Origin of the sequence: Dokdonella sp. (assembly GCF_039926425.1) — a bacterium.
Classification (GTDB): domain Bacteria; phylum Pseudomonadota; class Gammaproteobacteria; order Xanthomonadales; family Rhodanobacteraceae; genus Dokdonella_A.
In genome coordinates, this window is sequence record NZ_JBDSWZ010000182.1 from 1 (window position 1) to 25,407 (window position 25,407).

At 64.0% G+C, this 25,407-nt stretch carries 25 protein-coding genes; 12 read left to right on the forward strand and 13 right to left on the reverse strand.

Annotated features, from left to right (window positions below; genetic code table 11):
• A partial coding sequence (locus tag ABIV12_RS10690) for a hypothetical protein (RefSeq protein WP_348059063.1) occupies positions 1–298 on the reverse strand: 298 nt, incomplete at its 3' end.
• A gap of 188 nt (positions 299–486) precedes the next feature.
• On the opposite strand from ABIV12_RS10690, the gene ABIV12_RS10695 reads away from it, so the two are divergent.
• The gene (locus ABIV12_RS10695; protein ID WP_348059065.1) at positions 487–2,463 is read left to right on the forward strand and encodes a PQQ-binding-like beta-propeller repeat protein; all 1,977 of its coding nucleotides are present in this window, start codon (positions 487–489) and stop codon (positions 2,461–2,463) included.
• 163 nt (positions 2,464–2,626) lie between these two features.
• Complete coding sequence (locus tag ABIV12_RS10700) at positions 2,627–4,177, forward strand: PQQ-binding-like beta-propeller repeat protein (RefSeq protein WP_348059067.1); 1,551 nt, start codon at positions 2,627–2,629, stop codon at positions 4,175–4,177.
• Positions 4,178–4,216: 39 nt separating this feature from the next.
• Here the strand turns inward: ABIV12_RS10700 and ABIV12_RS10705 are convergent, their stop codons facing one another.
• Complete coding sequence (locus tag ABIV12_RS10705; RefSeq protein ID WP_348059069.1) at positions 4,217–5,083, reverse strand: NAD(P)-dependent oxidoreductase; 867 nt, start codon at positions 5,081–5,083, stop codon at positions 4,217–4,219.
• 182 nt (positions 5,084–5,265) lie between these two features.
• On the reverse strand, positions 5,266–7,152 hold the full coding sequence (speA, locus tag ABIV12_RS10710) for a biosynthetic arginine decarboxylase (RefSeq protein ID WP_348059071.1): 1,887 nt from the start codon (positions 7,150–7,152) through the stop codon (positions 5,266–5,268).
• A gap of 145 nt (positions 7,153–7,297) precedes the next feature.
• Between speA and speE the strand changes: the two genes are divergently transcribed.
• Positions 7,298–8,185: a polyamine aminopropyltransferase gene (gene speE / locus ABIV12_RS10715; RefSeq protein WP_348059073.1), complete on the forward strand. Its 888-nt coding sequence runs from the start codon at positions 7,298–7,300 to the stop codon at positions 8,183–8,185.
• Between the two features lie 50 nt (positions 8,186–8,235).
• On the opposite strand, the gene ABIV12_RS10720 is transcribed toward speE, so the two are convergent.
• Positions 8,236–9,666 carry a PQQ-binding-like beta-propeller repeat protein gene (locus ABIV12_RS10720; protein WP_348059075.1) on the reverse strand — a complete coding sequence of 477 codons (1,431 nt, stop codon included), beginning with the start codon at positions 9,664–9,666 and terminating at the stop codon, positions 8,236–8,238.
• 178 nt (positions 9,667–9,844) lie between these two features.
• Here ABIV12_RS10720 and ABIV12_RS10725 point away from each other — a divergent pair, with 178 nt between their 5' ends.
• The 6 genes from ABIV12_RS10725 to ABIV12_RS10750 all read left to right on the forward strand — a co-directional run bounded on the left by ABIV12_RS10725 (position 9,845) and on the right by ABIV12_RS10750 (position 15,096).
• Entirely contained in the window at positions 9,845–10,477 is a 633-nt protein-coding gene (locus ABIV12_RS10725) for a ParA family protein (RefSeq protein ID WP_348059077.1), read from the forward strand.
• Positions 10,478–10,674: 197 nt separating this feature from the next.
• The gene (locus ABIV12_RS10730) at positions 10,675–11,202 is read left to right on the forward strand and encodes a hypothetical protein (protein ID WP_348059078.1); all 528 of its coding nucleotides are present in this window, start codon (positions 10,675–10,677) and stop codon (positions 11,200–11,202) included.
• A 189-nt stretch (positions 11,203–11,391) separates the two neighbouring features.
• Positions 11,392–11,874: a histidine phosphatase family protein gene (locus ABIV12_RS10735; RefSeq protein ID WP_348059080.1), complete on the forward strand. Its 483-nt coding sequence runs from the start codon at positions 11,392–11,394 to the stop codon at positions 11,872–11,874.
• A 9-nt stretch (positions 11,875–11,883) separates the two neighbouring features.
• On the forward strand, positions 11,884–12,492 hold the full coding sequence (locus ABIV12_RS10740) for a YceI family protein (RefSeq protein ID WP_348059082.1): 609 nt from the start codon (positions 11,884–11,886) through the stop codon (positions 12,490–12,492).
• A gap of 16 nt (positions 12,493–12,508) precedes the next feature.
• Entirely contained in the window at positions 12,509–14,347 is a 1,839-nt protein-coding gene (locus ABIV12_RS10745) for a phospholipase D family protein (RefSeq protein WP_348059084.1), read from the forward strand.
• A gap of 170 nt (positions 14,348–14,517) precedes the next feature.
• Positions 14,518–15,096, forward strand: a complete 579-nt coding sequence (locus ABIV12_RS10750; protein ID WP_348059086.1) for a YkvA family protein — start codon at positions 14,518–14,520, stop codon at positions 15,094–15,096.
• A gap of 60 nt (positions 15,097–15,156) precedes the next feature.
• On the opposite strand, the gene ABIV12_RS10755 is transcribed toward ABIV12_RS10750, so the two are convergent.
• The 8 genes from ABIV12_RS10755 to ABIV12_RS10790 all read right to left on the reverse strand — a co-directional run bounded on the left by ABIV12_RS10755 (position 15,157) and on the right by ABIV12_RS10790 (position 23,558).
• Positions 15,157–16,287, reverse strand: coding sequence for an RDD family protein (locus tag ABIV12_RS10755; protein ID WP_348059088.1), 1,131 nt, complete (start codon positions 16,285–16,287; stop codon positions 15,157–15,159).
• A gap of 87 nt (positions 16,288–16,374) precedes the next feature.
• Positions 16,375–17,658, reverse strand: a complete 1,284-nt coding sequence (locus tag ABIV12_RS10760; RefSeq protein WP_348059090.1) for an acetyl-CoA C-acetyltransferase — start codon at positions 17,656–17,658, stop codon at positions 16,375–16,377.
• Positions 17,659–18,061: 403 nt separating this feature from the next.
• Complete coding sequence (locus ABIV12_RS10765; protein WP_348059092.1) at positions 18,062–18,991, reverse strand: hypothetical protein; 930 nt, start codon at positions 18,989–18,991, stop codon at positions 18,062–18,064.
• Positions 18,988–19,479 (reverse strand): GNAT family N-acetyltransferase, encoded by a 492-nt coding sequence (locus ABIV12_RS10770; protein WP_348059094.1) that lies wholly within the window; start codon positions 19,477–19,479, stop codon positions 18,988–18,990. Before ABIV12_RS10770 ends, ABIV12_RS10765 begins: the two co-directional genes overlap by 4 nt.
• 33 nt (positions 19,480–19,512) lie before the next feature.
• Positions 19,513–20,361 carry a sterol desaturase family protein gene (locus tag ABIV12_RS10775; protein ID WP_348059096.1) on the reverse strand — a complete coding sequence of 283 codons (849 nt, stop codon included), beginning with the start codon at positions 20,359–20,361 and terminating at the stop codon, positions 19,513–19,515.
• A 73-nt stretch (positions 20,362–20,434) separates the two neighbouring features.
• A complete protein-coding gene (ntrC, locus tag ABIV12_RS10780) occupies positions 20,435–21,841 on the reverse strand; it encodes a nitrogen regulation protein NR(I) (protein ID WP_348059098.1) in 1,407 nt (468 codons plus the stop codon).
• Positions 21,838–22,860: an ATP-binding protein gene (locus ABIV12_RS10785; protein ID WP_348059100.1), complete on the reverse strand. Its 1,023-nt coding sequence runs from the start codon at positions 22,858–22,860 to the stop codon at positions 21,838–21,840. Before ABIV12_RS10785 ends, ntrC begins: the two co-directional genes overlap by 4 nt.
• A gap of 134 nt (positions 22,861–22,994) precedes the next feature.
• On the reverse strand, positions 22,995–23,558 hold the full coding sequence (locus ABIV12_RS10790) for an NADPH-dependent FMN reductase (protein ID WP_348059102.1): 564 nt from the start codon (positions 23,556–23,558) through the stop codon (positions 22,995–22,997).
• Positions 23,559–23,803: 245 nt separating this feature from the next.
• On the opposite strand from ABIV12_RS10790, the gene ABIV12_RS10795 reads away from it, so the two are divergent.
• The 3 genes from ABIV12_RS10795 to ABIV12_RS10805 all read left to right on the forward strand — a co-directional run bounded on the left by ABIV12_RS10795 (position 23,804) and on the right by ABIV12_RS10805 (position 24,914).
• Positions 23,804–24,142, forward strand: a complete 339-nt coding sequence (locus tag ABIV12_RS10795; protein ID WP_348059104.1) for a BON domain-containing protein — start codon at positions 23,804–23,806, stop codon at positions 24,140–24,142.
• A 53-nt stretch (positions 24,143–24,195) separates the two neighbouring features.
• Positions 24,196–24,393, forward strand: a complete 198-nt coding sequence (locus ABIV12_RS10800) for a CsbD family protein (RefSeq protein ID WP_348059106.1) — start codon at positions 24,196–24,198, stop codon at positions 24,391–24,393.
• Between the two features lie 164 nt (positions 24,394–24,557).
• Positions 24,558–24,914, forward strand: coding sequence for a hypothetical protein (locus tag ABIV12_RS10805; protein WP_348059108.1), 357 nt, complete (start codon positions 24,558–24,560; stop codon positions 24,912–24,914).
• A gap of 14 nt (positions 24,915–24,928) precedes the next feature.
• Here ABIV12_RS10805 and ABIV12_RS10810 read toward each other — a convergent pair.
• The coding region (locus ABIV12_RS10810; protein ID WP_348059110.1) for a sulfotransferase at positions 24,929–25,407 on the reverse strand (479 nt) is incomplete at its 5' end.

Here is a 25,407-nt window from a genome sequence, read left to right on the forward strand (position 1 = left end):
CTGGATCGAACGCGAGTCCGAGGATGCCCTGCTCGCCATTGCAGCTCACATTGACGGACAGAAACGGCGTTGCGAGCAGCACGCCGTTTTTCACGATGCGGATATCCGAACAGCGCTCGATCACAAACACGCGACCGCTCCCGTCGTGCGCCGAACGAATCGCGATGGGGCTGTCGAAACTCGTGGCCGCATCCGGCCAGCGCACGAGCGCAAGGTCGGCTGGGATGATGGCCGCGCGGGTCGTCGCCGCGCCCAGAACGAGTCCACACGCCACATACTTCAGAATTGCACGTTGCATCGCCACTCCCCGGGTTGACTCACGGCTTTTTCTACCATGCCGTATGTTGCTTTTGCATTCAGGCCGAAAAACGCCAACCGTGTCGCGGATGGCAATCAAGAATGATCCCGTCGTGTTCTGCCAGCGTAAGATGCCGCTTCCTGACGATGCATCGCCCACGCATCCACGACCGCCCGGAGTTCTTCGAAATGCGCATGCAATCACTGTTCTGCGTGAGTCTTCTTGCTGCCTGCTCGTTTCCGACGGGTACTGCGTCGGGCGCGGACTGGATGCAGTTCGGCTATGACGCCGCCCACACTGGCCACAATGTGGCGGAGACGGCCATCAGTTTGTCGAATGTTGCGAAACTGACCCGGCTTTACCAGGTGAACCTCGCCGCCAACGTCGACAGTGCGCCGGTGTATCGGAGCAACGTCGTCACGCCCGATGGCACCCGGGACCTGCTCTTCGCACTGTCGGAGAATGGACGGCTGATGGCGATCGATGCGGCGACGGGTGTCCAGGTCTGGTTCAAGACCACGACCGGGACACAGCCCACCGCGTCATCGCCAGCCATCGATCCGGGCGGCAATTTCGTGTACAGCTACGGCATCGACGGCAAGGTGCACAAGTACCAGATCGGCGACGGCACCGAGATCGTAACCGGGGGATGGCCGCAGATTGCGACGCTCAAGCCCGGGGTGGAGAAGGGCCAGTCCGGGCTGACGATCGCGATTGCCGGCGATCATGCGTATCTGTATGCGGTCAACGACGGTTACATCGGCGACGGTGGCGACTACCAGGGCCACATCACGTCGATCGACCTCGGCAGCGGTGCGCAAACGGTGTTCAACTCACTCTGCAGCGACAAGACCATCCACTTCGTGCTCAATGGCGTTGCCGGGTCGACCGACTGCGCAGCGAAGCAGAGTGGCATCTGGGGCCGCGGCGGTGCCGTATTCAATGACGCCACGCAGAGGGTCTACGTCAGTACCGGCAACGGACCTTTCAATGCGAACGCTCCCACCAACGGATTCAACTGGGCCGACAGCGTTCTCGCGCTGGCACCCGATGGGACCGGCATGGGCGGAGGCTTGCCGCGCGACAGCTACACGCCGACGAACTATCAGCAACTACAAAATCAGGACGCCGATCTCGGTTCGGTATCGCTGACCATCCTGCAGGCTCCGGTCGGTAGCACCGTCCCGCATATCGGCATGCAGAGTGGCAAAGATTCAAAGATCCGCCTGATCAATCTCGACAACATGAGTGGCGCTGGCGCGCCGGCACACGTGGGGGGCGAACTTCAGCTGATCAACGTGCCACAGGGTGGAACTGTGTTTGCTCAACCTGCTGCGTGGGTCGACTCCGCAGGCGCGGCGTGGACCTTCGTGACCACGAGTGGCGGCATTTCCGGCCTGAAGCTCTGTTTCGACGCCACGTGCACGGCCACGAGCGGCGTGCCGATGCTGGTGTCAAAATGGCAGAAGTCCGGATCGTCCACATCAGCGATCGTCGCGAATGGAGTCCTCTTTCACCTCGGCGCCTGCACCGGAGGCCGCTGCGTGATTGCACGCGATCCCGCCGACGGCACGGTGCTTTGGACCTCGGAAAGCATCGGTGGCGTGCATTGGCAAAGCCCGATTCTCGTCAACGGCAAGGTTTTCGTGACCGATGACAGCTCCCGATTGTGGGCGTTTGGCGCGAGCGGAACACCAACCCATGTTGTGACCCCGAGTGCCGGTGCGCACGGCACCATGACGCCCAGCACTCCACAAACGGTGGTCGATGGGACGACTACGGCGTTTACGGTCGCGCCCGAGGCACATTACGCAATCGCGACCGTGTCCGGCTGTGGCGGTAACCTGGTCGGCAGCAGTTACACAACGGGACCGATCACCAGCGATTGCACCGTCAGCGCGACCTTCACTGCGATCACCCACATCGTCACACCGAGCGCGAACACGGGCGGCACGATCACGCCGTCGACGCCGCAAACCGTCAACGATGGAGATACGACGAGTTTCACAATTGCGCCCGCCAGTAGCGACATCACCTTTACCGTGACCGGCTGCGATGGCACGCTCGCCGGCTCCGTCTACACCACCGCAGCGATCACGTCTGCCTGCGATGTGGTTGTCACGTTCTTGGCTGACGATGTCATTTTCCGCAACGGCTTCGAGTAACCGTCTCCATCAAATCATGCGTCCGGCGGCGCGTTGGACGGGCGATCGGGCCAGCGATTGGTTGATCGGGTGACGGTTTCGCGACGTCACACCCGCGGATGATCGATGCGATTCGCAGCGCGGGAAGCGCCTGCGTTCCTGCCAACCTCCTGGAGATCTTGAAATGCTCCCAAGTACGATGATTGCCGCTGCGTTGTCCGCAGCAACGACGCTGATGGCAACGTCGCCGGCAGGCGCAGCCGACTGGCTGCAATTCGGTTACGACGCATCGCACAGCGGATCCAACACTGCCGAGACGACCCTCGGTGCGACCAACGTCACCTCGCTCGCGCAGGTCTACAGCGTCAGCCTGCCGCACTCGAGCGACAGCAGTGCCGTCTTTCTCGGTGGCGTGACCACGCCGACGGGTATCAAGGATCTGTTGTTCATCGTCGCCAAGGGCGGTTACCTCTTCGCAATCGATGCCGCGAACGGAAGCGTGCTGTGGTCGAAACAACCCGCATCGACCGGCGGCAACCTGACCACCGGTGCGCCGGCGATCGACCCGAACCGCCAGTTCGTCTATGCCTACGGCCTCGACGGCAACGTTCACAAGTACGCGGTCGGCGACGGCACCGAAACCATCACGGGCGGCTGGCCGCAGGTGTCTTCGCTGAAGACGAACGCCGAGAAGGGTGCGGCGGCTCTTGCGATCTCGTCGCCGCCTGGTGGTGCGCATTACCTCTACTCCGTGATCGATGGCTATATCGGCGACGGGGGCGACTATCAGGGCCACGTCACCACGATCAATCTTGCATCGGGCAGCCAGACCGTCTTCAACGTGAACTGCAGCGATGTGACCGTTCATTTCGCGACCGGCGGGAAGAATTGCACGAACCGGCAAAGCGGCATCTGGGGTCGACCCGGTGCGGTTTACGACGCCGGCACCAACCGCATTTACGTGGCGACCGGCAATGGTCCGTTCACACCGAACGCCGCTGGCCACTTCAGCTGGGGCGACAGCGTGCTCGCACTGGCACCAGACGGGACGGGGGCCGGGGGCGGGATGCCTCGCGACAGCTGGACGCCGGACAACTTCCAGCATCTTCAAAACAGCGACATCGACCTTGGCTCCGTCTCGCCCGCCATTCTCCCAGCACCGGGCGGAAGCGCGGTGGCGCACCTCGCACTGCAAGCCGGCAAGGACGGGCAACTCCGCTTGATCGACCTTGGGGACATGAGCGGTCAAGGCGACCCCGGCCATGTCGGGGGCGAACTGCAACTGCTCGATGTCCCGCAAGGTGGCAATGGCTATGGCGGCGACCTGATGCGTGAGCAGCCCGCGGTGTGGGTCGATCCGTCCGACGGCTCGACCTGGGTCTTCGTCAGCAACGGCAGCGGCAGCTCGGGCCTGCAACTGGGTCTCGGAACCGGCAACGTTCCTGCGTTGACCGTGCGATGGACGAAAAGCGGATCGGCCAATGGCGCGTCCTCGCCGATGGTCGCAAACGGCGTGGTCTACAGCTCTGGCAACTGTGCGGGTGGCACGTGCATCAACGCCCGCAATCCGCACACCGGCGACATCCTGTGGAGCTCGCCGCACATCGGCAGCGTGCACTGGCAGAGCCCGATCCTCGTCAACGGTGCGATCTACATGGTCGACGGGACGTCGAAACTGTGGAAATTTGCAGCACCGCAAAGCGACGTGATCTTCGACGACGGTTTCGAAGGGTGACGCGCGACATCGACCGACGCTGACGCGCGATGAACGCCGTCAACTCTTGCGCTTCAGCCGGATCAACGCCGAGATGTCCTCGTCACCGTGGCCCTGCGCGATCAGCACCGCGTAGTCGCCGAGTGATTTCTCGATCACCGAACGATCGGTTCCCGCATCGCGCGCGAGCTCGCGCACAATCTTCAAATCCTTGTGCAACAACGCGAGCTTGAAGCCGACGGTGAATTCGTCGCACATCATCGTTGCGCCGCGTTTTTCGAGGAACCAGCTGTTCGCGGCACCGGCGCCGAGCGTTGGCAGCAACCGATCGGGGTCGAGCCCAAGCTTTTCGGCGAGCGCCAGGCCTTCGCACACCGCTTGCGCGATGCCCGCGACCAGTACCTGATTCACGGCCTTCGTGTTCTGTCCGGCGCCGACGGTGCCCATGTGGCTGATTTTCGCGGCGTAGCATTCCAGCACGGACCGCGTCGTTTCGAGAGTGTCCGCGTCGCCGCCGACCATCACCGACAGCTTGCCATTCTTCGCGCCTTCCACTCCGCCGGACACCGGCGCGTCGAGAAATCCGCAGCCACGTGCAGCAAGCCTCGCGTGCGCGGACTGCGCCGTGACCGACGACACCGTCGAGTGGTCGATCACGATCGTGCCTGCTTTCGCATGGGCGGCGATCTCGTCTGCAAGTGCGAGCACGTCACCGTCGGCTGGAACGCACAACGCAATCACATTGCACAACGGCGCGAGTTCCGCGATCGTCGCCGGCGCGGCGACTTTCAACGCGTCCCCTGCGGCAACCGCCTTGTCGTGCGATCTGTTCCACACCGCGACGAGCAGCTCCGCTGCGGCGAGGTGACCTGCCATCGGCAGCCCCATCGCGCCAAGTCCGACGAAACCGACTTTCAGATCATTCATGATGGTTGCTCGCAAGTGGACTCAAGCGTGGTGGCGTCATTCCTGAAAGCCGGAATCGCTCTTCTCGTGGAACCCGCGAGACTGATGCTCCTCCGCATTCCATCCAGGCCGCCAGCGTTGCTCCGGGAGCGATTCCCGCTTTCGCGGGAATGACGTCAGGAAGACAAGGCAAGCCACAACGGTCAGGCCGATTCGGCCAGGTATGTGTAACCCGTCAGCCCCTTTTCGAGCGCTGCCTGCAACTGCTCCGCCTCGACCGCGTCGACATTGGCCGCGACGATCTTGTCGCGATACGCCGCGCGCAACGCCGCGAGGTCGTAACCGACGTAGTCGAGCATCAGGTCGGTGCTGTCGCCGCGACGCATGTGGGTGAACTCGTAGCCATCGTCGGTGAGCTTCACGTTGACCGCGTCGGTATCGCCGAACAGGTTGTGGATGTCGCCCAGCGTTTCCTGGTACGCACCGAGCATGAAGATGCCGAGCAGATACGACTCGCCTTCGCGCAACGCATGCAGCGGCAAACTGACGTCGATGCCGTCGGCGTCGACGTAGTGGTCGATGCGGCCATCCGAATCGCAGGTGAGGTCGGCGATGACGCCGCGCCGTTCCGGTGCGCGATCGAGGCGTGCGATCGGCACGATCGGGAACACCTGATCGATGGCCCAGACATCGGGCGCGGATTCGAACACCGAGAAATTGACGAAGTACTTGTCGACCAGAGTCTGGTTGAGGTCGTCGAGCACTTGGCGGTGCACGCGTTCGTCGGGCTTCAACCGCGAGCGCACCGCGTTGACGATCGCGTAGTAGAGATCGTCGAGTTCGGCGCGATCCGCGAGCGACAGCTGACCGAGCGCGTACAGCGAATAACCTTCCGCCAGCTGGTATTGCGCCTCGTGATACAGCTCGGTCGGTGGACGCTGGTCGATTTCCGCATGCGTTTCACGCAGGCGTCTCAGCACCGTCGGTTCGTCGACACGCGCTGGCGGCACCGCGCCGCGCGGTGCTTCCTCGATCTCGCTCACGTTGACGATCAGCACCGCGTGGTGCGCGGTCAGCGTACGACCCGATTCGGTCAGCACGTGCGGCGCTTTCAGTCCGTGCGTCGCGCAGGCTTCGGCCAGCGCGCCGACAACCGCAGACGCGTACTCGTCGAGGCCGTAGTTGATCGAACAGTCCGAACGCGAGCGCGTGCCTTCGTAGTCGACGCCAAGACCGCCGCCGACATCCATGTGGGTGATCGGCAGACCCATGCGCGACAGCTCGACAAAATAGCGCACCGCTTCGCGCATCCCGTTCGCGATGTCGCGCACGTTGGACATCTGCGAACCCATGTGGAAGTGCAGCAGCTTGAGCGTGTGCGACAGCTGTGCCGCATCGAGTTCGGCGAGAAGCGTCAGCAGCTGGCGCGGTGTCAACCCGAACTTCGCCTTGTCGCCGCCGGAGTTCTGCCACTTGCCGGCGCCGAGGCTCTTCAGGCGCATACGGACGCCGAGCAGAGGCTCGACGCCCAGCGCCGCAGCTTCCTCGATCACGTAGCGCAACTCCGACGGTTTCTCGATCACGATGAAAATGTCGAGTCCGAGCCTGCGACCAATCAGCGCAAGGCGGATGTATTCGCGATCCTTGTAGCCATTGCAGATCACCGTGCTGCCCGGCCGCGCAAGCGCAAGCACCGCCATCAACTCCGGCTTCGAGCCCGCTTCGAGACCGAAGCCAGGCGCGGCGCTCGCAGCGAGTTCGCCGGCGACCTGGTTCTGCTGGTTCACCTTGATCGGATAGATCAGCGTGTAACCGCCGGCGTAATCCCACTCGGTCATTGCCTTGGCGAATGCACGCTGCAGGCGCGCGCGCCGGTCGGTGAGGATGTCGGCGAAACGCACAAGCAGCGGCAACCGCGAGCCTTTTGCCCGAGCGGCTTCGACGATCGCCGGCAACGACAGCGACGGTCCGTCGGCGCCGCGCGGCCGCGCAACGAGATCCGCACCGGTCACGTCGAAGTACCCTTCGCTCCAGTGTGGAACGGCCCACGTGCGGCGTGCGTCGGCGGCAGTCCAGCGCTGTTCGTTCACCTCGATGCTCCGTGATGCAAGACAAGCCCCGTAGTGTAGCGAGCCGGGACGTCGCGCGTATGTCGGTGGCGCACGGACCGGATACAATCGCGTCCGCCAAATCCGCTACTCCACCCGTTCATCGACCCGATCGCAGGATGCACTGATGTCTGCCGCCGACCAGCCCGCCACCGACCCTTCCTCGACCGAGTCCCGCTGGTTCACCGAACAGCACGCGCGCTCCGGCTCGTCCTTCGGCCTGCGCATCAAGTCGAAACTGCACGCCGAACAGACGCCCTTCCAGTCGATCGAGATCTACGACACGACCGACTGGGGCAAGCTGATGATCATCGACGGCTGCACGATGGTGTCGACGCGCGACAATTTCCTGTATCACGAAATGATGTCGCACCCGGCGCTGTTCACGCATGCGCGTGCGAAGCGCGTCGTCATCATCGGCGGCGGCGACTGCGGCACGTTGCGCGAAGTGCTCAAGCACGAGGAAGTCGAGCACGCGGTGCAGGTCGAGATCGACGAACGCGTGACGCGCCTGTCCGAGCAGTATTTTCCCGAGCTGTGCGAATCCAACAAGGACCCGCGCGCCGAACTGCTGTTCATCGACGGCATCAAGTACATGGCCGACTGCGAGCCCGAATCACTCGACGTGATCATCGTCGATTCCACCGATCCGGTCGGACCCGCCGAGGGGTTGTTCGGCGCGGCGTTCTACGCCACCTGCCACAAGGCGCTCAAGCCGAGCGGCATCCTCGTTCAGCAGAGCGAATCCCCGCTGGTGCACCTGGACCTGATCAAGGCGATGCGCTCGGCGATGCGCTTCGCCGATTTCACCGCTGTGAAGACGCTGACCTTTCCGCAGCCGATCTACCCGACCGGCTGGTGGAGCTGCACGATGGCGCGCAAGGGCGCCGACCTCAGCGGCTTTCGCGAGCGCGGCGCTGCGACGAAGCAGTTTGAGACGCGCTACTACAACGCGGACATCCACAAGGCCGCGCTCGCGTCGCCCGAATTCATGCGCGTCGCGCTGGGTGACTGAGGCGTTCTTTCACATCCGGCGCCAGTGAGTTCCAACCCGCGCGCGATCGATCAGCGGTCGTAACCGTTGGCGAAGATGTCGTCCGCGAACGGCCCGGTGATTTTGTACAACGTCCACGTCTGGTCACTGGACGCCTCACTGGTGAACGCGCCGACGAACACGCTGCCGTCTTCGCCTTGGGTGATGTCCTGGATGCCGTTTTCGATCGATCCGGGGCGACCGAACGCCACCTGCCACAACAGAGCGCCATTCTCATCGCTCAGTGCCGATGCATGCATGGTCTCATCCACTGAATCGCTGGACGCCCATGCGAGCAGAAGCGTGGCGTCGCTCCCGCCGTGCAGGAACTCGCTTTCACTGTAGGGAGAACCGGCTGGGAGATCCGCGTGCCAGATCGCGGCCCCGGTGGCGGGATCGAGTCTGCGAACCTCGGCGATCCTTGTTGCATCCGGTCCTGCGACGCTACCGCCAAGGAACAACCGACCGCTCGCGTCAATCAGCAATTGGCGGAATTCGAAATCCGCCTGCGGCTGCTGCCAGCGCGTCGCGCCGCTTGCACCATCGAGGCAGTAAAGCGAAAACGGATCCCCAGCGGCACTGCCATAGACGAGCACGTCGCCGTCCCCGGTCACGTGAAGACTTTGCAGCAGGCCCGCGCCGAACGCGTTGGATGGATTCGCGAGCCGGCGTCTCCAGACCGGCGTGCCGGTTGCACCGTCCAGCTTTGCCAGCTGGATTCCATGGGAGGGAACCGAGTAATCCATAAAATATCCACCCGCAATCACTGCGCCCTCCGTGTCCACGGCGACACGGAAATCGTCCCAGGCCGTTTCGCCCGATGGCAGCACCGTCGACCACGCCGCTGCCCCGGTTGCTCCGTTGTAGCGACTCACGGCCTGACCGTTCGGCTCGTCGCCCGCTTCGCGTCGCGTTACGAACACATCGCTCTGAGCATCCACAGCAACGTCGTATCCCGCAGTGCCGGCGGCACCATCGACTCGCCAGCGCAGCGCGCCGCTCGCGCCATCCAGCTTGACCAGAAGCAACTGCGCGTCAGAGTTGCTGCCCGCTTGGCTGCCGACCGCAAAAACGTCGCCAGCGGAATCGATCGCGATCCGACGGATGCGGCCCGGGATCGGCGATCCATCCACCAACCTCCAGCGCCATAGAACGCGTCCATCCCTCGCAGCGACTTTCGCAACGTACGGCGTGGTGTCCGAATTCCATGGATACGGCTCAAGAAGCCCAGCGCCCGAGAGGACGTAGCCCGGCTCGCCAGCGGATGTAAACCGAATGGCAGGGGTCGGCATGTCAGGCTCGAAAGCTTCGGGGAGAAACGGATACGACGAACCCGGGTCGCCGGCCTGCCCCGTTTCAGCGCTCACCGGTGTCCGCCACGCCACGGCCTGAGCGGCGGCATCGTCTGCCTGCACGGCGAGGAGGAAGAATGCGGCGCCCGTCATCCAGCCCCGGATATTCATGACCTGTTCCCTTGTTGACCGGATCAGTCTAGCAATGTCGCAGCGCGATCGACGGCTCGGTCGGCGAAGCGACTCCCGCGTCGAAAAAGCGGATCGATCGTCCCGGATCGAGAGCGTTTCGCAAAAGGCGCGGCGCCGGTGTAACCTGCCTGCCACTTTGCGTACCGGCGGAGGCTGCATGCTGAAGGTCCTGGTTGCGAGTTCAAAGGGCGGTGCTGGTAAGAGCACCATTGCGACCAACCTGGCCGCGTACTTCTCGGTCGACGGCAAGAACACCGTGTTGGTGGACGCCGACCGGCAAGGTTCGTCGCTGCGCTGGAGCGAGAAACGCGCGACCAACGGACATGTGGTTCTCGGAATTCCCGGCCTGCGACGCGACTGGGAAAAGCATGTTCCCCCCGACGCCCAGCGCGTGATCATCGATTCAGCCGCCGGCATCCGCGCCAGCGATATCGCCGACTATCTCGACCACATCGACGTGATCATCGTGCCGGTGCTTCCGTCGGCGATCGATCTGGAAGCGACCGAGCCTTTCCTGCACGAAATCGCCGAGCTGCCGCGGATCAAACGCGGCAAGGTGCCGGTCGGCATCGTCGCCAACCGCCTGAAGCCCTGGACAAATGCGTCGCAGATGGCGATCGAGGAAATGAAGGGGTTCCCCTTCCCGGTCGTGGCGGAGTTGCGAGACACGCAGGGCTATGTGCTTGCCAATGCGCTCGGCAAAAGCATTTTCGACTACCACTCCGAAGTGGTGCGCGCGCATCAGGACGACTGGGCCAAGCTGCTGCGATGGCTCAAGAAGCATTCCTGAAGTCGCGAATCGGGCATCGGTAAGACTGCTTCGCGCATGTCCGGGAGTCAGTGCGCCGACGTCGGCACGAGCGCGGTGTGCTTCGGCATTGTTCATTTCGCATCCCGGCGGCGCACTCGCGGGTCTCCCTTACACCCCTTTGCGAGATCTTTGCGCCTGACCAGTCAACAAACGGGGGTGGTTCGCGTTCGATAAGGGTGCGGCCGACGTGGCCGCTCGATGAGCACCCCATCATGCGTACTCCCCTTCCCACGTTCGCCCTGTCCGCGCTGATCGCGGCGCTCGCCTTCACCGGATTTGCCCACGCCGCGGATTCGGCCACCGATGCCGGAGACGCGCACGCTGCCAGGCGCGGGCAGGCGCGCCAGCAGTTTTTCTTCGTCCAACTTGACACCAACCGCGACGGCGTCGTCAGCCGCGCCGAATACCAGGCTTGGGTCGACGGCCGCTTTTCCGCGTTCGACGACAACCGCGACGGCCGTGTCACCGCCGATGAGATCGAACGATCACCAGCGACCGCCGCGCGCGTCCAGAAACGTGCCGAGGGCTTCATCAAGCGCTATGACCAGAGCGGTACCGGTCAAGTCAGCAAAGCCGATTTCGAAGCCAAGGCAATGAAGCGTTTCGACCGGATGAGCGGCGGCGCCGACAGCGTGACCGAGGACCAGCTCATGGCCCGCGGACAGCATCATGGCCGCTCTGCTGCGGACGCATCCGGCGGCTGATCCCGCACGGCGCGGTCGCAGCATTCTTTCGCAGGGGGTTTGCCCCGCTGATCGACGGGCGGCACGCTGAAGCCGTTCGTCGATCGCTTTCGCACTCCCGCAGCCGGCGGCGCCATCGATGGTTCCTTGACTGCGGGTGCTCTGAATCGGGCATCATCGGATACCGAAGCCGAGGCGAGGACACCCAACATGGCCACCCGCGAGATCATCCTGCTGCGCCACGCGCACGCCGACTCCGCCGCCGCCGGCGAGGACGACATGGCTCGAAGCCTCAGTGCCGAAGGCGAGGCGGAAGCCGACGCCGCTGGCGTGTGGCTCAAGCAGCATGGGGCCGCACCGCAGCGCGTCCTGTTCTCCCCGGCCGCGCGCACGCGGGAAACATGCGAACGGGTGCTCGCCGCACTCGGACACACCGACGCGCGCAGCGAGGCGCGCATCTACGACGCGACACCGGCATCGCTGCTACGCGTCCTCGACGATCACGCCGACGTGAACTCGGTGATGCTGGTCGGACACAATCCCGGGCTCGAGAATCTCGTCGCGCTGCTGACTGAAGGCGCATCGGATTCGGGCCGCGGGATGCCGCCGGCAAGCGTCGCCTGGCTCGCATTGCCAGATGCCGAAGCGATCGAACCGGGCAGCGCAGAAGCCCGCCATTTCTGGTGGCCCTGAGGGAAGATCGTGGGTCGGCACGTCATCCTTGCGGCCGCCATCGCAGGCGTGCTGGTTGCGTTCGCCGCACGTGCGCGGCCGGCCTTCGCGGCGCTCGCAGGCGACGACGCCATCGAAGTGATCCAGCTCGACCCGACGAACTCGCATGTGGATTTTCGCGTCAAACTGATGTGGCTGTTGCGCGTCGGCGGGCGGTTTGGAGCGGTCAACGGAAGCGTGCGCATCGACCGCTTCCGCAACCAGGTCAGCGTCGATGCACGCATCGCGGTCGATACCGTCAGCATGAACAGTGCGAGCGCCGAAGCGTGGATCAAGTCACCGGAGTTCTTCGATGTCGCGCACTTTCCGATGATCGAGTTCGCGTCCGACCCGTTTCCGCAGGCGCGTCTTCGCGATGGCGGAGAAGTGCCGGGCACGCTGACGCTGCGCGGCATCGAGCGACCGGTGCGCTTCCAGATGCAGCCGGCGGATTGCGAACGACCCGCATACGACTGCCCGATCGAAGTGGCGGGCACGGTGCCGCGCTCCGAATTCGGCATGCGTTCGCGCCACGGCACCTTGAGCGATCGCGTGGAACTGCGGCTGAGTGTGCGGGCCCTCGCGCCCGCTGCACGATGAATCGCTCGAATTGGCAATGAGCCCGCCGAACGGCAGGGTGTGCGGAATGCTCGTGCGTGCCGCCTTGCCGATCGTTCTGCTGTCCCTCGGCGCCTGCGGCCTCAATCGACCGCTTGCCCGGCAGGCGACCGCCATCGTCGCGCAGAGTCGTCCGCACGAGGTCACCTGCACCCGTGAAGACCGCTGCGCCATTGCATCGCCCTATGCATCGCTTGCCGCCGTGGCGCGAGCGGACAGCACGTCCACGGCGCCTGTGCATTACGTCAACCTGCTCGAGCGCGGCGAGGATGCGCTGCTCGCGCGGATCCACCTCATCCGCATGGCGAAAAAAACGATCGACATCCAGACCTTCATCTGGGCGGAGGACGATGCCGGCTGGCTGGTGCTGGACGAACTGATCGCCGCGGCGCGGCGCGGCGTGCACGTGCGCGTCCTGGCCGACCAGCTGTTCTCGCTCGACGACGTCGAGTGGCTCGTGCGCATCGCGCGTGCCCACGCCAATCTCGAATTCCGGCTGTACAACCCCACATTCGACGAGGCAGTGACCGAACCGCTCGAGTTCGCCGCCGGCATCGTCTGCTGCTTTTCGAAATTCAACCAGCGGATGCACAACAAGCTGTTCCTCGTCGATGGCGAGATCGGCATTGCCGGAGGTCGCAACTACGAGAACCGCTATTTCGACTGGGACGCGGAGTTCGACTACCGCGACCGGGACGTGCTCGTGGTCGGCCCGCAAACAGGGGCCGAGATGCAGGCTTCGTTCGACCGCTTCTGGACCCACCCGCGCAGTACGCCGCTCACGCGACTGAACGACGTCAACCGGCGCATCGTTGCCGATGGCGGCGCGACGGCCGGCATCGTGCCACCCGCCAACGTGAACTGGCCGCGCGTGCAGTCCCTGCGCGACCGCGCGAGCGACGCGGACTACGTGCGCGAGCATTTCATTGCCCATGCGCTGCGAGTGGCCCGGGTCGACTATTTCTCCGACTCGCCCGACAAGAAGTCGCACCCCGACGACCCGGCGATGCTCGAGCTGACCCGGCGCATCACCGACCTCCTCGCCGGCGCACGCAAACAGATCGTTTTCGAAACGCCCTATCTCGTGTTGAGCCGTACCGCGACCGACGTGTTCCGCAACCTGCGCAAGCAGCGCCCGCGCGTGCCGGTGATCGTCTCGACCAACTCGCTCGCAGCGACCGACGCCTTTTACGTTTACGCGCTCTCCTACAAGTACAAGAAACGCTATCTCAAGCGTCTCGGCTTCCAGATCCACGAGTTCAAGCCGTTCCCGGGCGACGCGGCGCAGTTCGTGCAGAACTACGAAACCCTCGCAGGTGGCGATCCGGGCGGACGCTACGAGCGCTATGGCCAGACCCCGCTCAAGCGCGGCGGCGTGCGACTCGGACTGCATGGCAAGTCGATTGCCATTGACGACCGCATCAGCGTCATCGGCTCGCACAACTTCGATCCCCGTTCGGACGATTACAATACCGAGTCGGGTTTCATCATCTACGACCGCGCGGTGACGGAACGATTGCGCAGTGCAATGCTGCGCAACACCGAGCCGCAGAACGCATGGACGATCGCCCGGCGCGAGCGGCCGCATCTGTTGCAGACGATCAACAACGCAATCGCCGACGTGTCGACCGCGCTGCCGTTGTTCGATTTGTGGCCCTTTCGCTATGCGACCAGCTTCACGTTGAACCCCGGCTGTGCCGAATCGACGCCCGGATCGCCCGACTTTTATGCCTGCCATACCGATGTCGGCGACTTCCCCGAGGTCGACCTGCCTCTGAAAATGATCTACACGCGCATCGTCACCGCGTTTGGTGCCGGCCTGGTCGGTATTCTGTAGCAGACCGGCCTCGGCGATCACTCGCCCGCAGCTCCTGCCGCGCAGGGCGCTGGCGGCAGATGGATCGATGCCGCACGCGGGCTGCCGACGTGTCCGGCCAGCGAATGCGCGATTGACGCGGCCCACCCCGGCTAGCTAGTCTCGCCAGTCGTTTCCCGCGGAGTTCTCCCATGTCGCTCGCCATCACGATAGAGCTCGGCGATGCCGACCTCCAGCACTTCATCGACGCCATGCAACGCGCGCAGAAGGAGGCCGCTCACCTGTCTCCACGCGAGATCACCGACGCCGCGTCCAAGCTGCTGGTCGAGGGTCACCAGATCACGTTGCCGAACTTCATCGCCCAACGTCTCGGCAAGCTCGACAGCATGATCGCGATGGTCAACGACGAAGGCTTTGCACTGCCCGAGGAAGACCGCAACCGCGTGCTCGCCTGCCTCACCTACTTTGCAAATCCGGAAGACATCATTCCCGACAGCGTCCCGGTGCTGGGCTTCCTCGACGACGCCATCATGATCGAGCTGTGCGTGCGCGAGCTGCAGCACGAGATCGAGGCGTACGAGGATTTCGTCGTCTATCGCAGGGACGAAGCGGCCGCTCATGGCGTCGATCCGTCCACCTTGAAGACCCAGCGCGTCGAGTGGGCGGAAGCGCGCCGTGTCGAACTGATCGAACGCATGCGCAAACGCCGAGGCCAGAGTTACCAGACCAGTTCGGGCTGGCGTCCTACGCTGTTTTCGTTCCGCAGCTGACGCACGGCGCCTTCGTGATCAGAAAGCCGCCTTCGGGCGGCTTTTTTCGTTGCAGCACACTCAGCCGAGACTGGCCTGGATCCATTGCACCAGCACGCCCAGGTAGAACGTGAGCACGAACACCGCCAGCACCAGCGAGCCGACGAACAGCACGTTGACCAGCCAACCGTACCAAGGCATCGGCGGACGAACCGTCGGCAGCGGCTGGCCGGATTCGACACCATCGAACACCACCAGCGTTCCGGCCATCATGTCGTGCAGACCCTGCTTTCGCGCAGTCCAGCCGACGAGCAGGAACCCGATGTTGAAAACGAGACCCGAGATGATTTTGCCGAAATAGCGGCCCGTTGCGCGGCCGAATCCGATCCGCCGGGCGTAGTCGTCCGTCACCTTGATGCCCATTGCCCGCTTGCCGAGCGTCGCCTGGGCGGGCGCGCCTTCCTGCAACGCGTAATACAGCCACACGATGACGATCTGCAGCGCGTAGACCGCGAGTCCGCCGGGAACCGTCAATGCAGTCCCGCTTCCCGACCGCGTGATGAATGCCACAGCCCCGACGGTCACCAGCGAAAGCAGGATCGCGATGACGACGCTGTCCATCAGGCACGCGGCGCAGCGGCGCCAGAACCCCGCCTCGACCGCGGCACTGGCCGGCAGGGCAACCGTGCCAGCCGCACCGCCGGCAACCGGCAGGTGACTGGAAGGCGCGGTGGCGCGCGTGCCAATGTCACGCGCGGCAAACGGATCGGGCACCACCTCGGGCGGTGGTGGCACCGCGACCGGTGCGGCGACCGGCGCCACGAATTCGCTGTAGGGCTTCCACACGCTCGCACCCACTTCGGCGACGACGAGGCTCGACGGCCACACGCCCTCGTCGACACGCTCATCGACGTACACCCGCGGCACCGGCCCACGCGGCTTGTTTTCCAACATCACGAACATGCCCGGACGTCCATCCGGAGCGCAGATTTCGGCTTGCGCGCCGACCGCCGCGGCACCTTCGAGCAGCGTCTGCAGCTTGCCCAGATCGTCGCCCTGCTTGACGGTCAACGGTGCGCGGGCCAGCAGCTGACCGACCAGCTTGCCGACGTCCATGCGAAAATACGCCGCCAGCGCTGGCCATACCGTTTCCGGCGTATGGCTGGGAAGAACCGTTCCTGTGAGAACGAGCGCGTAGCTGCTGTTTTCCATCCACCCTCCGCGGGAAATCATGCGGGTCTGCGGATCCGGGAAGCGATGCAGACCCTCGTCGGGACATCGATCCCGTTCCGCACGATGCTACGGCTTTTCGAGAATCGCCGTCACGCCCATTCCGCCGGCGGTGCAAATGGAGATGAGACCACGGCCGGAACCTTTTTCGTCAAGCATCCTGGCGAGCGTTGCGATGAGCCGGGCGCCGGTCGCGGCAAATGGATGCCCGGTCGCCAGGCTCGACCCGTTAACGTTCATCCGCGCCGGATCGATCGCGCCCAACGCCTTGTCGAGGCCAAGTCGAGTGCGGCAGTACTCGTCGGACTCCCATGCGCGCAACGTGCATAGAACTTGCGCCGCGAACGCCTCGTGGATCTCGTAGAAATCGAAATCCTGCAGCGTCAAGCCGGCTTCGGCGAGCATGCGCGGCACCGCGATGGTCGGCGCCATCAACAATCCCTCGCCATGCACGAAGTCGACCGCGGCGACGCGCGCGTGCGTGAGATACGCCTGCACTTTCAGTCCGCGCGCAGCCGCCCATTCGTCGCTTGCAATCAGAACCGCGGCGCTGCCGTCGGAGAGCGCACTCGAGTTGCCGGCGGTCAGCGTGCCGTGGCCGGAAATCTTGTCGAAGGCGGGTTTCAATGTCGCAAGCTTTTCCAACGTGGTGTCTGCGCGCAGGATATTGTCGCGGTCGACCCCACGAAACGGAACGATCAGGTCGGAGAAGAACCCGCGCGCGTACGCCGCCGCCAGTTTCTGATGGCTGGCGAGCGCGAGCGCATCCTGCTCCTCGCGACCGATGTGCCACTCGCGCGCCATCAGCTCGCAGTGGTCGCCCATCGATTTGCCGGTGCGCGGCTCGGCGACACCGGGAAACGACGGTTTCAGTTCACCCAGGGAGAATCCCCTGTAGGCGGTTTTGAATTTGTCGATCGGTTTGCGCGCGCGATTCACCGCAAGCAAGCGCTGTTGCAGCGACTTTGAATAGACGATCGGGACATCGCTGGTGGTGTCCGCGCCGCCGGCGATGCCGGCATCGATCTGGCCGGCGGCGATCTTGTTGGCGATCAGGATCGCGTTGTCGAGCGAGGTGCCGCACGCACGCGCGGTGGTGATGCCTGGCGTGGTCGGCGCAAGCCCCGAAGACAGCGTGGCCTCGCGCGCGAGATTCCAGTCGAATGCGTGCTTGATCACCGCACCGAAGGCGACTTCACCGAGCTCGACGCCGTGCAGGTTGTAGCGCTCGACCAGCACGCCGAGCGTCTTCACCGCCATGCCGAAGTTGCCGACGTCGGCATACGCCGTGTTGTTGCGACAGAACGGAATGCGCACGCCGCCGATGATGCCTGCCCGTTTGATTGAATTCACCCGATCGTCCGTACCTGCCAGCCCTGGGGAGACGGCTGTCGTGATGCCGCCCGCGGTTTTCCTGCGCACCATTGTATGCCCAGCATTTTCGTTCCTGCCAGACTCGATCCACGCGGTGTCGTGTCGCGCGCGCAGTTCAATGGCACTCTGCCGTATCCACGCGCCATCCGCGAAAACCTCCAGACCTCTCCTTCGTCCGAGCGAACCGCACTTGGCGGCGGATGCGGCGAACGCGAGCCGTCGAATACCCCGGCACGCTCGCCTGCCCGCCATCGAACGTCGGTTCGATGGCGCCGGTCCGCACAGTGAACCGCACGAGAAGGAAACCAGCGCCAGTCGCTGGCGGTCTGCGCGAGTACCGGGTGCGAAAGGCGGCTGATCGGTGGACGTGATGGAACAGGACTCAGTCGACCTCTCCCGAAGAAGCCTTCGGCTCGACGAACATCGCGCGCGCCTCGTGCCACATCATCCAGCACTCGGGCGCCGTGCGCAGGCGCTCGTCGAGGTGCCTCGAATACTGCGTCAGCACCTCTTCGACGCCAGAGGGGCTTTCGATGCATTTGATCGAAAGCTGACGGCGGCCGTTGCGCGGGTCAAATCCGCAGCTGAATAGTGCGACAGACGCCTGTGCCCGCATTGCGAGGTCGACCAGACCCGCCGGAAGCATCACGGGTTCGCCCAGCAGGGTGACCCGGATCGCGGCCTGCGGGTTTCGTGCAGGCAAGTCCAACATGCCGACCATGCATCCTCCGCTGGCGAAAACCTCGCGGACCAGCTCGATGCTGCCTCCCGTGTAGAGCGGCCCGAGGCTGCCGATGCGCGAAAGAATCCATCCGCGCAAACGTCCGTACCACAGTGCAATGCGGCTGGCGCCGAGATCCGCGACCTGAGGGCGACGCGCTACAAAAAACGCTTCAAACCCCTGCTTCTTGAGCAATTTGAATACCCAATACCCGGCTCCCCAATGATAGGTGAGAAACAGGAACGGTCGGCCCGGTTCCGGCCAGGAACCACTCACGTCGACGTGACGGTTCCACCACGACGTGCTGCGCGTCAACGCCAGGTAGGTGTCGACGCGTTCGATCCAGCGTGTCAGCCGGTAGTTGGACTTCCATGCCGACTCCGCCGGATGACTCACGTGCTCGCGCGCGACGGTCCACGCCGCATCCGCTTCGCTGCGGAACGACGTCGTGCGCACCGCAAGGTGACGCAACAGTCGGAACGTGATGGCCCACGGCAGCAAGGCGAGCAGCGCGGGCATCACGATCAGGCCCAGGGTATCGGCGGCCGCCCGACGCGTGCGATCAACCAGTGCGGCAAATTCGCCGTTCACGTGGCATCGCTGGCGGGATCGGGCAACGCCAGGCGCGCGGCGTGTTCGAACAGCTCGTAGCGTGCGTGTTCCATTCCGAGTGACAAGTAGACCTCTTTCGCCTTTGTATTGTCGGCATCGACGTAAAGCCGAAGACCGACGACGTCAGCGACTGCGGCGCGTCGTTCGACTTCGCGGTACATCGCACGGAAGACTCCAACACGGCGTGCGGCAGGAACCACATAAACGCTTTGCAGCCACCACCAGTCTCCGTTTCGCCAATCACTCCATTCGCGCGTGATCAGGAGGCAACCCACTGCCCGCGCATCGTGCTCGGCAATCAGGTAGAAGCCGCGGCCGGGCTGGTCGAATACGGCGCGCACTCCCCGGTCGAGCGTGTCGCGCGAGAGCCTCCGGCCTTCAGTCTCCAACGCCATTGCGCGGTTGCTGTCGACGAGGAACAGCACATCGCGCGGACCTGCATCGCGCAGCGAGACGTTGCTGCTCATCGGCAAATTCTCCGGCAATCGCCTCTTGCGACCTCAATGGGCATCGGTGCCGCGCTGCCGGCGCATGCCCAAGCGACGGCCGACGTCCCGATACCAGAATGCAAACGGCGCCCAGCTCGCGCGTAACACACCGTTGAGGTCCTCTCGATCCGTCAGGCCGGTCGCAGGATATTCCCCCTTGCGCGGTGCACAGTACGTTCCAAACAGCACGTCGAACACGGGAAACGACGACGCAAAATTCTTGTCGAGGTGCTCGTCCCGCGTCGAGTGGTGGATCCGGTGCAACTGTGGCCCATTGATGACGCGGGTGAGCGGGCCGAGTGGAAAACGGATGTTCATGTGGATGAAGTACCCCCACAACAAAAACAGGCCCCACAACCATCCGAGCGTCACGGGCTTCTGCTGGAAGAAGATTCCAAGCGGCACCCAGATGGCGAGACCCTGGAACGGTACTTCGAGCCAATGGTGCCGATTGGCGGTGGTGACGTTCAGTGACTCATCGGAATGATGGATCTTGTGCTGGGCCCACAGCCACGGGAACGTGTGTTGCGCGCGATGCAACCAGTAGTAGAAGAAATCAAAGACGAAATAAAACACCAGCACCTGCAGCAGCTGACCGCTGAACGTGTCGGCGAAAGCGATCGGCATACCGATGCGGAGCAGGTTGATGAGCGGTCTGACGACCGGATCGAAGAGTGGCGACAACAGATTCGCCATGAAAAGGAATACGAACGCGTACAAGATGTTGAACGCCACGTGGCGGAGCGGCTGAGCCGGCTGTGCCGGAATCAGCGACTCGATTACCAGCGCAATGCAATACACCAGACACGCATATTGAAACTGCTGCCAGGCATTGAGCACCGCATCGTGAAGAAGGTGCATGGGTCAGTCGGGTCATCGATGGAAAGCGGAGGGCGCGCAGCGACGATTGTAGCAAGCAGTCGGTCGCCCGCGTTCAGCGCCGCGTTCGCCGCGAGCTGCCGAGCTTGCGCGTCATCGTGTTGCGACTGAGCCCGAGCGATTTTGCAGCGTGTTGACGATGGCCGTCATGCGCAGCCAACGCGGCCGCGAGGAGGACACGCTCCAGCTCCGCGAGGGCCTCGGTGTGGAGGTTCTCGGCGCCCGCCGCGAGCGATTGCTCGGCCCACACCCGCAACGCTGCGCTCCATCCCGCGAGCTCGCGCGGGGGCGCACGCGCGACGAGTGCGGCCGGCAGGTCGCCGACGCCGATCTCACGGCCGGACGACAACACGACGAGGCGCCGGCACAGGTTTTCCAGCTGGCGCACATTGCCGGGCCAGTCGTGGTCGCGCAGCGCGCCGAGGGCCGCCGGCGAGAAGCGCTTCGCCACGGCGCCCGCGTCCGCGGCCGCACGTGCAAGAAAATGCTCGGCCAGCGGCGGCACGTCGTCGCGGTGCTCGCGCAACGCAGGTACGTGCAGGCGCACGACGTCGAGACGGTGCAGGAGATCGGCGCGAAATTCCCCGCGCTGCACTTTTCCGTCGAGGTCCTGGTGGGTGGCCGCGATCACGCGTGCATCGGCGCGCAGCAGCTCGCGCCCGCCGACGCGATAGAATTCGCCCGCCGCCAGCACCCGCAACAAACGCGTTTGCAGCGCCAACGGCATGTCGCCGATTTCGTCGAGGAAGAGCGTTCCGCCCTCCGCCTGCTCGAAGCGACCCGCGTGTCGCCGCGCAGCGCCGGTGAACGCACCCGCTTCGTGGCCGAACAGTTCCGACTCCAGCAGTTCCGCCGGAATTGCAGCCGTGTTCAACGCGATGAACGGCTGCGCCGCGCGCGCACTCTCGCGGTGCAATGCGCGCGCGACCAGCTCCTTGCCGGTGCCCGTTTCGCCGGTGATCAACGCGCCGAGTCCACTCGCCGCAACACGCCCGATCGCGCGAAACAGTTCGCGCATCGGGGCGCTGCGTCCGATCAGTTCCGCGTCGGCGTGCTGCGGGACCGGCGCCACCGGCGACGTGCTGCGCGGTTGGGCCAGCGCGCGACGGGCGGCCGCCACGGCCTGGTCGAGGTCGAATGGCTTGGAGAGATAGTCGAATGCGCCGAGTCGGTAGGCCGACGCCGTCGACGCGACATCGGTGAACGCACTCATCACGATCACCGGCACGTGCTGCTCGCGTCCGGCGATCCGTTCCAGCAGCTTCAGGCCGCTCGCGCCGGGCATGCGAACATCGGTGAAGATGAGCCCGGGCGTTTCGTCCTGCAGCGATGCAAGCGCGGATTCCGCATCGCCGAATTCGCGCGGTTCGAACCCGGCTTCGCGCAGCGCGGCAGCGAGCACGAAGCGCACGGCGCGATCGTCTTCGACGATCCAGATCATCTTCGAGACGTCGCCGCTCATTCAGTCACCGGCAACAGCAGGCTGAACACCGTCGCGCCGGGTCGGCTCGCGTAGCCAAGTTCGCCACCGTGTTCGCGCGCGATCTCGCGGGCGATCGCGAGTCCGAGACCGCTGCCATCCGCACGACCTGACACCAACGGCTCGAACAGCGTCTCCGCAAGATCCGCCGGAACGCCGCGACCGTCGTCGATGATCTCGATGCGCAGCGCGAGACGCGTTGGATGATCCCCGAACCGTGCGCCGTGTTCGGCGCGCGTTCGCACCTTCAGCTCACCCGCGCCCGCTTCGACCGCATTGCGCGCCAGATTGAGCAGTGCCTGTTGCAAGCGGTCCGCATCGGCGGTGACCTGTGGCAGGCTCGGGTCGTAGTCGCGGCGAAACCGCAGCGGACTCGCGTCGGCCGCGATCAGTGCCGCGACACGTTCGATCACCTCGTGCACGTTGACTCGCGCGAGACGCGGCTTCGATCCCGTATGCAGCAACCGTTCCGACAGAGTCGCGAGCCGATCGACTTCACCGATGATCAGGCTGGCGAGCTCGCGCAGGTCCGGTGCTTCCATGCGACGTTGCAGCAACTGCGCGGCACCGCGCATGCCGGCGAGCGGCCCGCGCACTTCGTGCGCGAAGCCGCGCAGCGATTCGGACAGACGCAGACCCGCTGCGCCATCGCCCCGCGCAGGCAGCACTTCGAGCAGCATGCATTGCGCGTCGAGTGGCGTCAGCGCGACGTCCGCCGATCGATCACCGATCGCCGATCGCAGTCGGGTATCGCGCAGCCAGATGCGCCGTTGCTGGATAAACGCACGCGCGACTGCGTCGGTCAGCTGCGGGGGCTTCGCATCCAGCAACGCGAGATTCTCGCCGCTCCAGGGACGTGAGCCGCCTGCCAGCCATTCGTGCAACGCACTGTTTGCGATGCGCAGTTCCATGTCGAGTCCAACGATCGCCATCGGCGTCGCGCAGGCGTCGATCACGGGCGGGTGACCTTCGAGGACCGGCTCGCGGGAACGGGGTGTCATTGCACCAGTTTAGGGCAAAGCACGGGCCGATCGCGGAGTCTCATCGAGCGACATCAACAGGCACTGTCTCTTTGACGAAGCGCGAGAAGCCCGGCCGCGATGCCGGGCCAACCACGGGCGAATCTCCGACGCTTTCAGCCGTTCCCGCGCGCGCAGAATGCGGCAAAGCCACGCACGAAGTCGTCCAGCTGGGTTCGAAGCGCGTCGTCCCGGATTGCGCCGTGTTCGTCGAAGGCAAGATGCACCCGCGACACCGTCAGGCGTCCACCGGACCAGAACCGGGTTCCAAGCGTCCGCAGCACCGGCAGCCACGCGGCTTGTGCAAGGGTGGTGCCGAATCCGCCCGGCGACGCGCCGATCACCGCGAATGCGCGATTGCCGAATACGCGCGGCGCATCGCTCGAGGGGCGCGAAAGCCAGTCGATCGCGTTCTTGAAAACGCCGGGAATGCCGTGGTTGTATTCCGGCGTCACCAGCAGCACTCCGTCACTCGCGACGATCCTCGCCTTGAGTGCACCCACTGCTTCCGGAACGCCGTCACGCTCCTCGACATCACCGTCGTACAGCGGAATGCCGTGGAGTGTCGCCGCCTCGAGAGCAATGCCGGTGTCGTCCACGATCTGCTGGGCGGCATGTAGCAGCATCGTGTTGAACGACTGCGCGCGCAGACTGCCGGAGATGCCGAGAATTCGGATCATCGTTGTTTCCTCCTGCTGGAATGAAAAATTCGAATGCGATGCAGCACAACGCACTGTTGCCAACGCAATCGCGGCGAAGGGAATCGTCAATCGTGAACGCGCGTAAATTTACCTGAATCGCGCCACGCATAAATTTTTCGTTGTTCATCCGACGGTTTGCGGTGGCTCCCTAATGTGCTCGACAGGCGGCCAAGGTGCTGCTCGCCGGCTACGCCGGCCATTCCCTCTGACAAGGAGAACACTCCATGAAGACTTCCATTCACATCATTGCCATCGCTTCCCTTCTGTCGCTGGGTTCGGCTTCCGTTGCATTCGCGCAAACGACCATGACGCCGAACGGCGAGACGAAGATGGAGTCCGATCAGCCGGTCACCGACACCTGGATCACCACCAAGGTGAAGACCGAGCTCGCCACCACCGACGGCGTCAAGAGCACCGAAGTGAGCGTCACGACCATCGACGGCACGGTCACATTGACGGGCGTTCTCGCCACCGACATTGCGGTCGACAAGGCCGTTGCAGCGGCGAAAAGTGTCAAGGGCGTCAAGCACGTCGACTCGACCGGCTTGAAGTCGAAGGCCTGATTCGCGGTCGAATGCTCAACTGAATTGATCAACATCGCATCTGGAGAATCCGCATGAACGAAGATCGAATCAAGGGACAGTGGAAACAGTTGGCCGGCAAGCTCAAGGAAAAGTGGGGCAAGCTGACCGATGACGATCTGAAGGTCGCAGAGGGCAACAGCGAGTATCTGACCGGCAAGATCCAGGAACGCTACGGCGTGGCGCAGGATGAAGCGAAGCGTCAGATCCAGGAATTCGACAAGACGCTGTAACTGCGTATTCCGAGTTGAACCGTGCGGGGAGCGGCGTAGTGCCGTTCCCCCGCTTTACAGGAGGAACATCCATGGGCAAGTATTTCATCGGCTGGCTGCTCGGCGTCCCTGCAGGCCTGCTCGTTCTGATCTATGTTTTCACTCACCTGTTTTAAGGAATGACGATGCTTGCGAGGAAATGGTTGGAAGACACTGTGGTGCCCACGACGGAAGCCGCGCACGCGCGTTTCGCAGCTGCGTCTGATGCGCTCGTCAATCATCTCCAGACGACCAGAAATGCGATTGCCCGTACAGGCAATTCAAGTCTGGATTACGCGAAGCAGGTCGGCAGCGACATGACCAGCAGCACCTATCGGTTCGGTCGCTCCACGCGCACGTTGATTTCCGAACGACCGATCGAATCGGTTGTGATCATCGGGGTTGCCGCGATTGCCGTCGGTTGGTTGTGGCGCCGCTCCCGCGAAACTGCCGCGCAGGAAGCTCCAGCACGGGCACCTGCACGCCGACGCGCCAAGGCCTGAAAGCGGGGCGCGTCCTACGAAAGAAAGGCTCTCAATTCATCGAGAAGTTCGCCGTACTGGGTGCTGCGCGCGGTTGCCGCTGATAACGGACGGCGAACCTGCGCGGCGCTTGGCGTTCGGATTGCTCGCCCTGCCCGGTGAAAATCGATGCACGCCGCATCGAATGGCAACCCGCAGAACGCGAGCAGCGCCGTGATCTGCGTCCGTGCGTCGGCGACCAGCAGTTCGTACTGCTGCGTCCTGACATGCTCGGGATACCTTTTTGCGGAATGGTCAGTGAAGCGGACATAGTCGTTGAAGTAAGTGGCAAGTTCTGCGAAGTCGTAGGTGTAGTCGGCACGCCCGGGTGCGAAAAGCTGCTTGTAGCAGGACCAGCACGTTTCAAGCGGATCGCGTCGGCAATCGATCACTGCGGCTCCAGGCAGCATCCGCCGAATCGCGTCGATCCGTGTCCAGTTGTCCGGAAGCTTGTCGGTGAATCGCGGCCGATCGC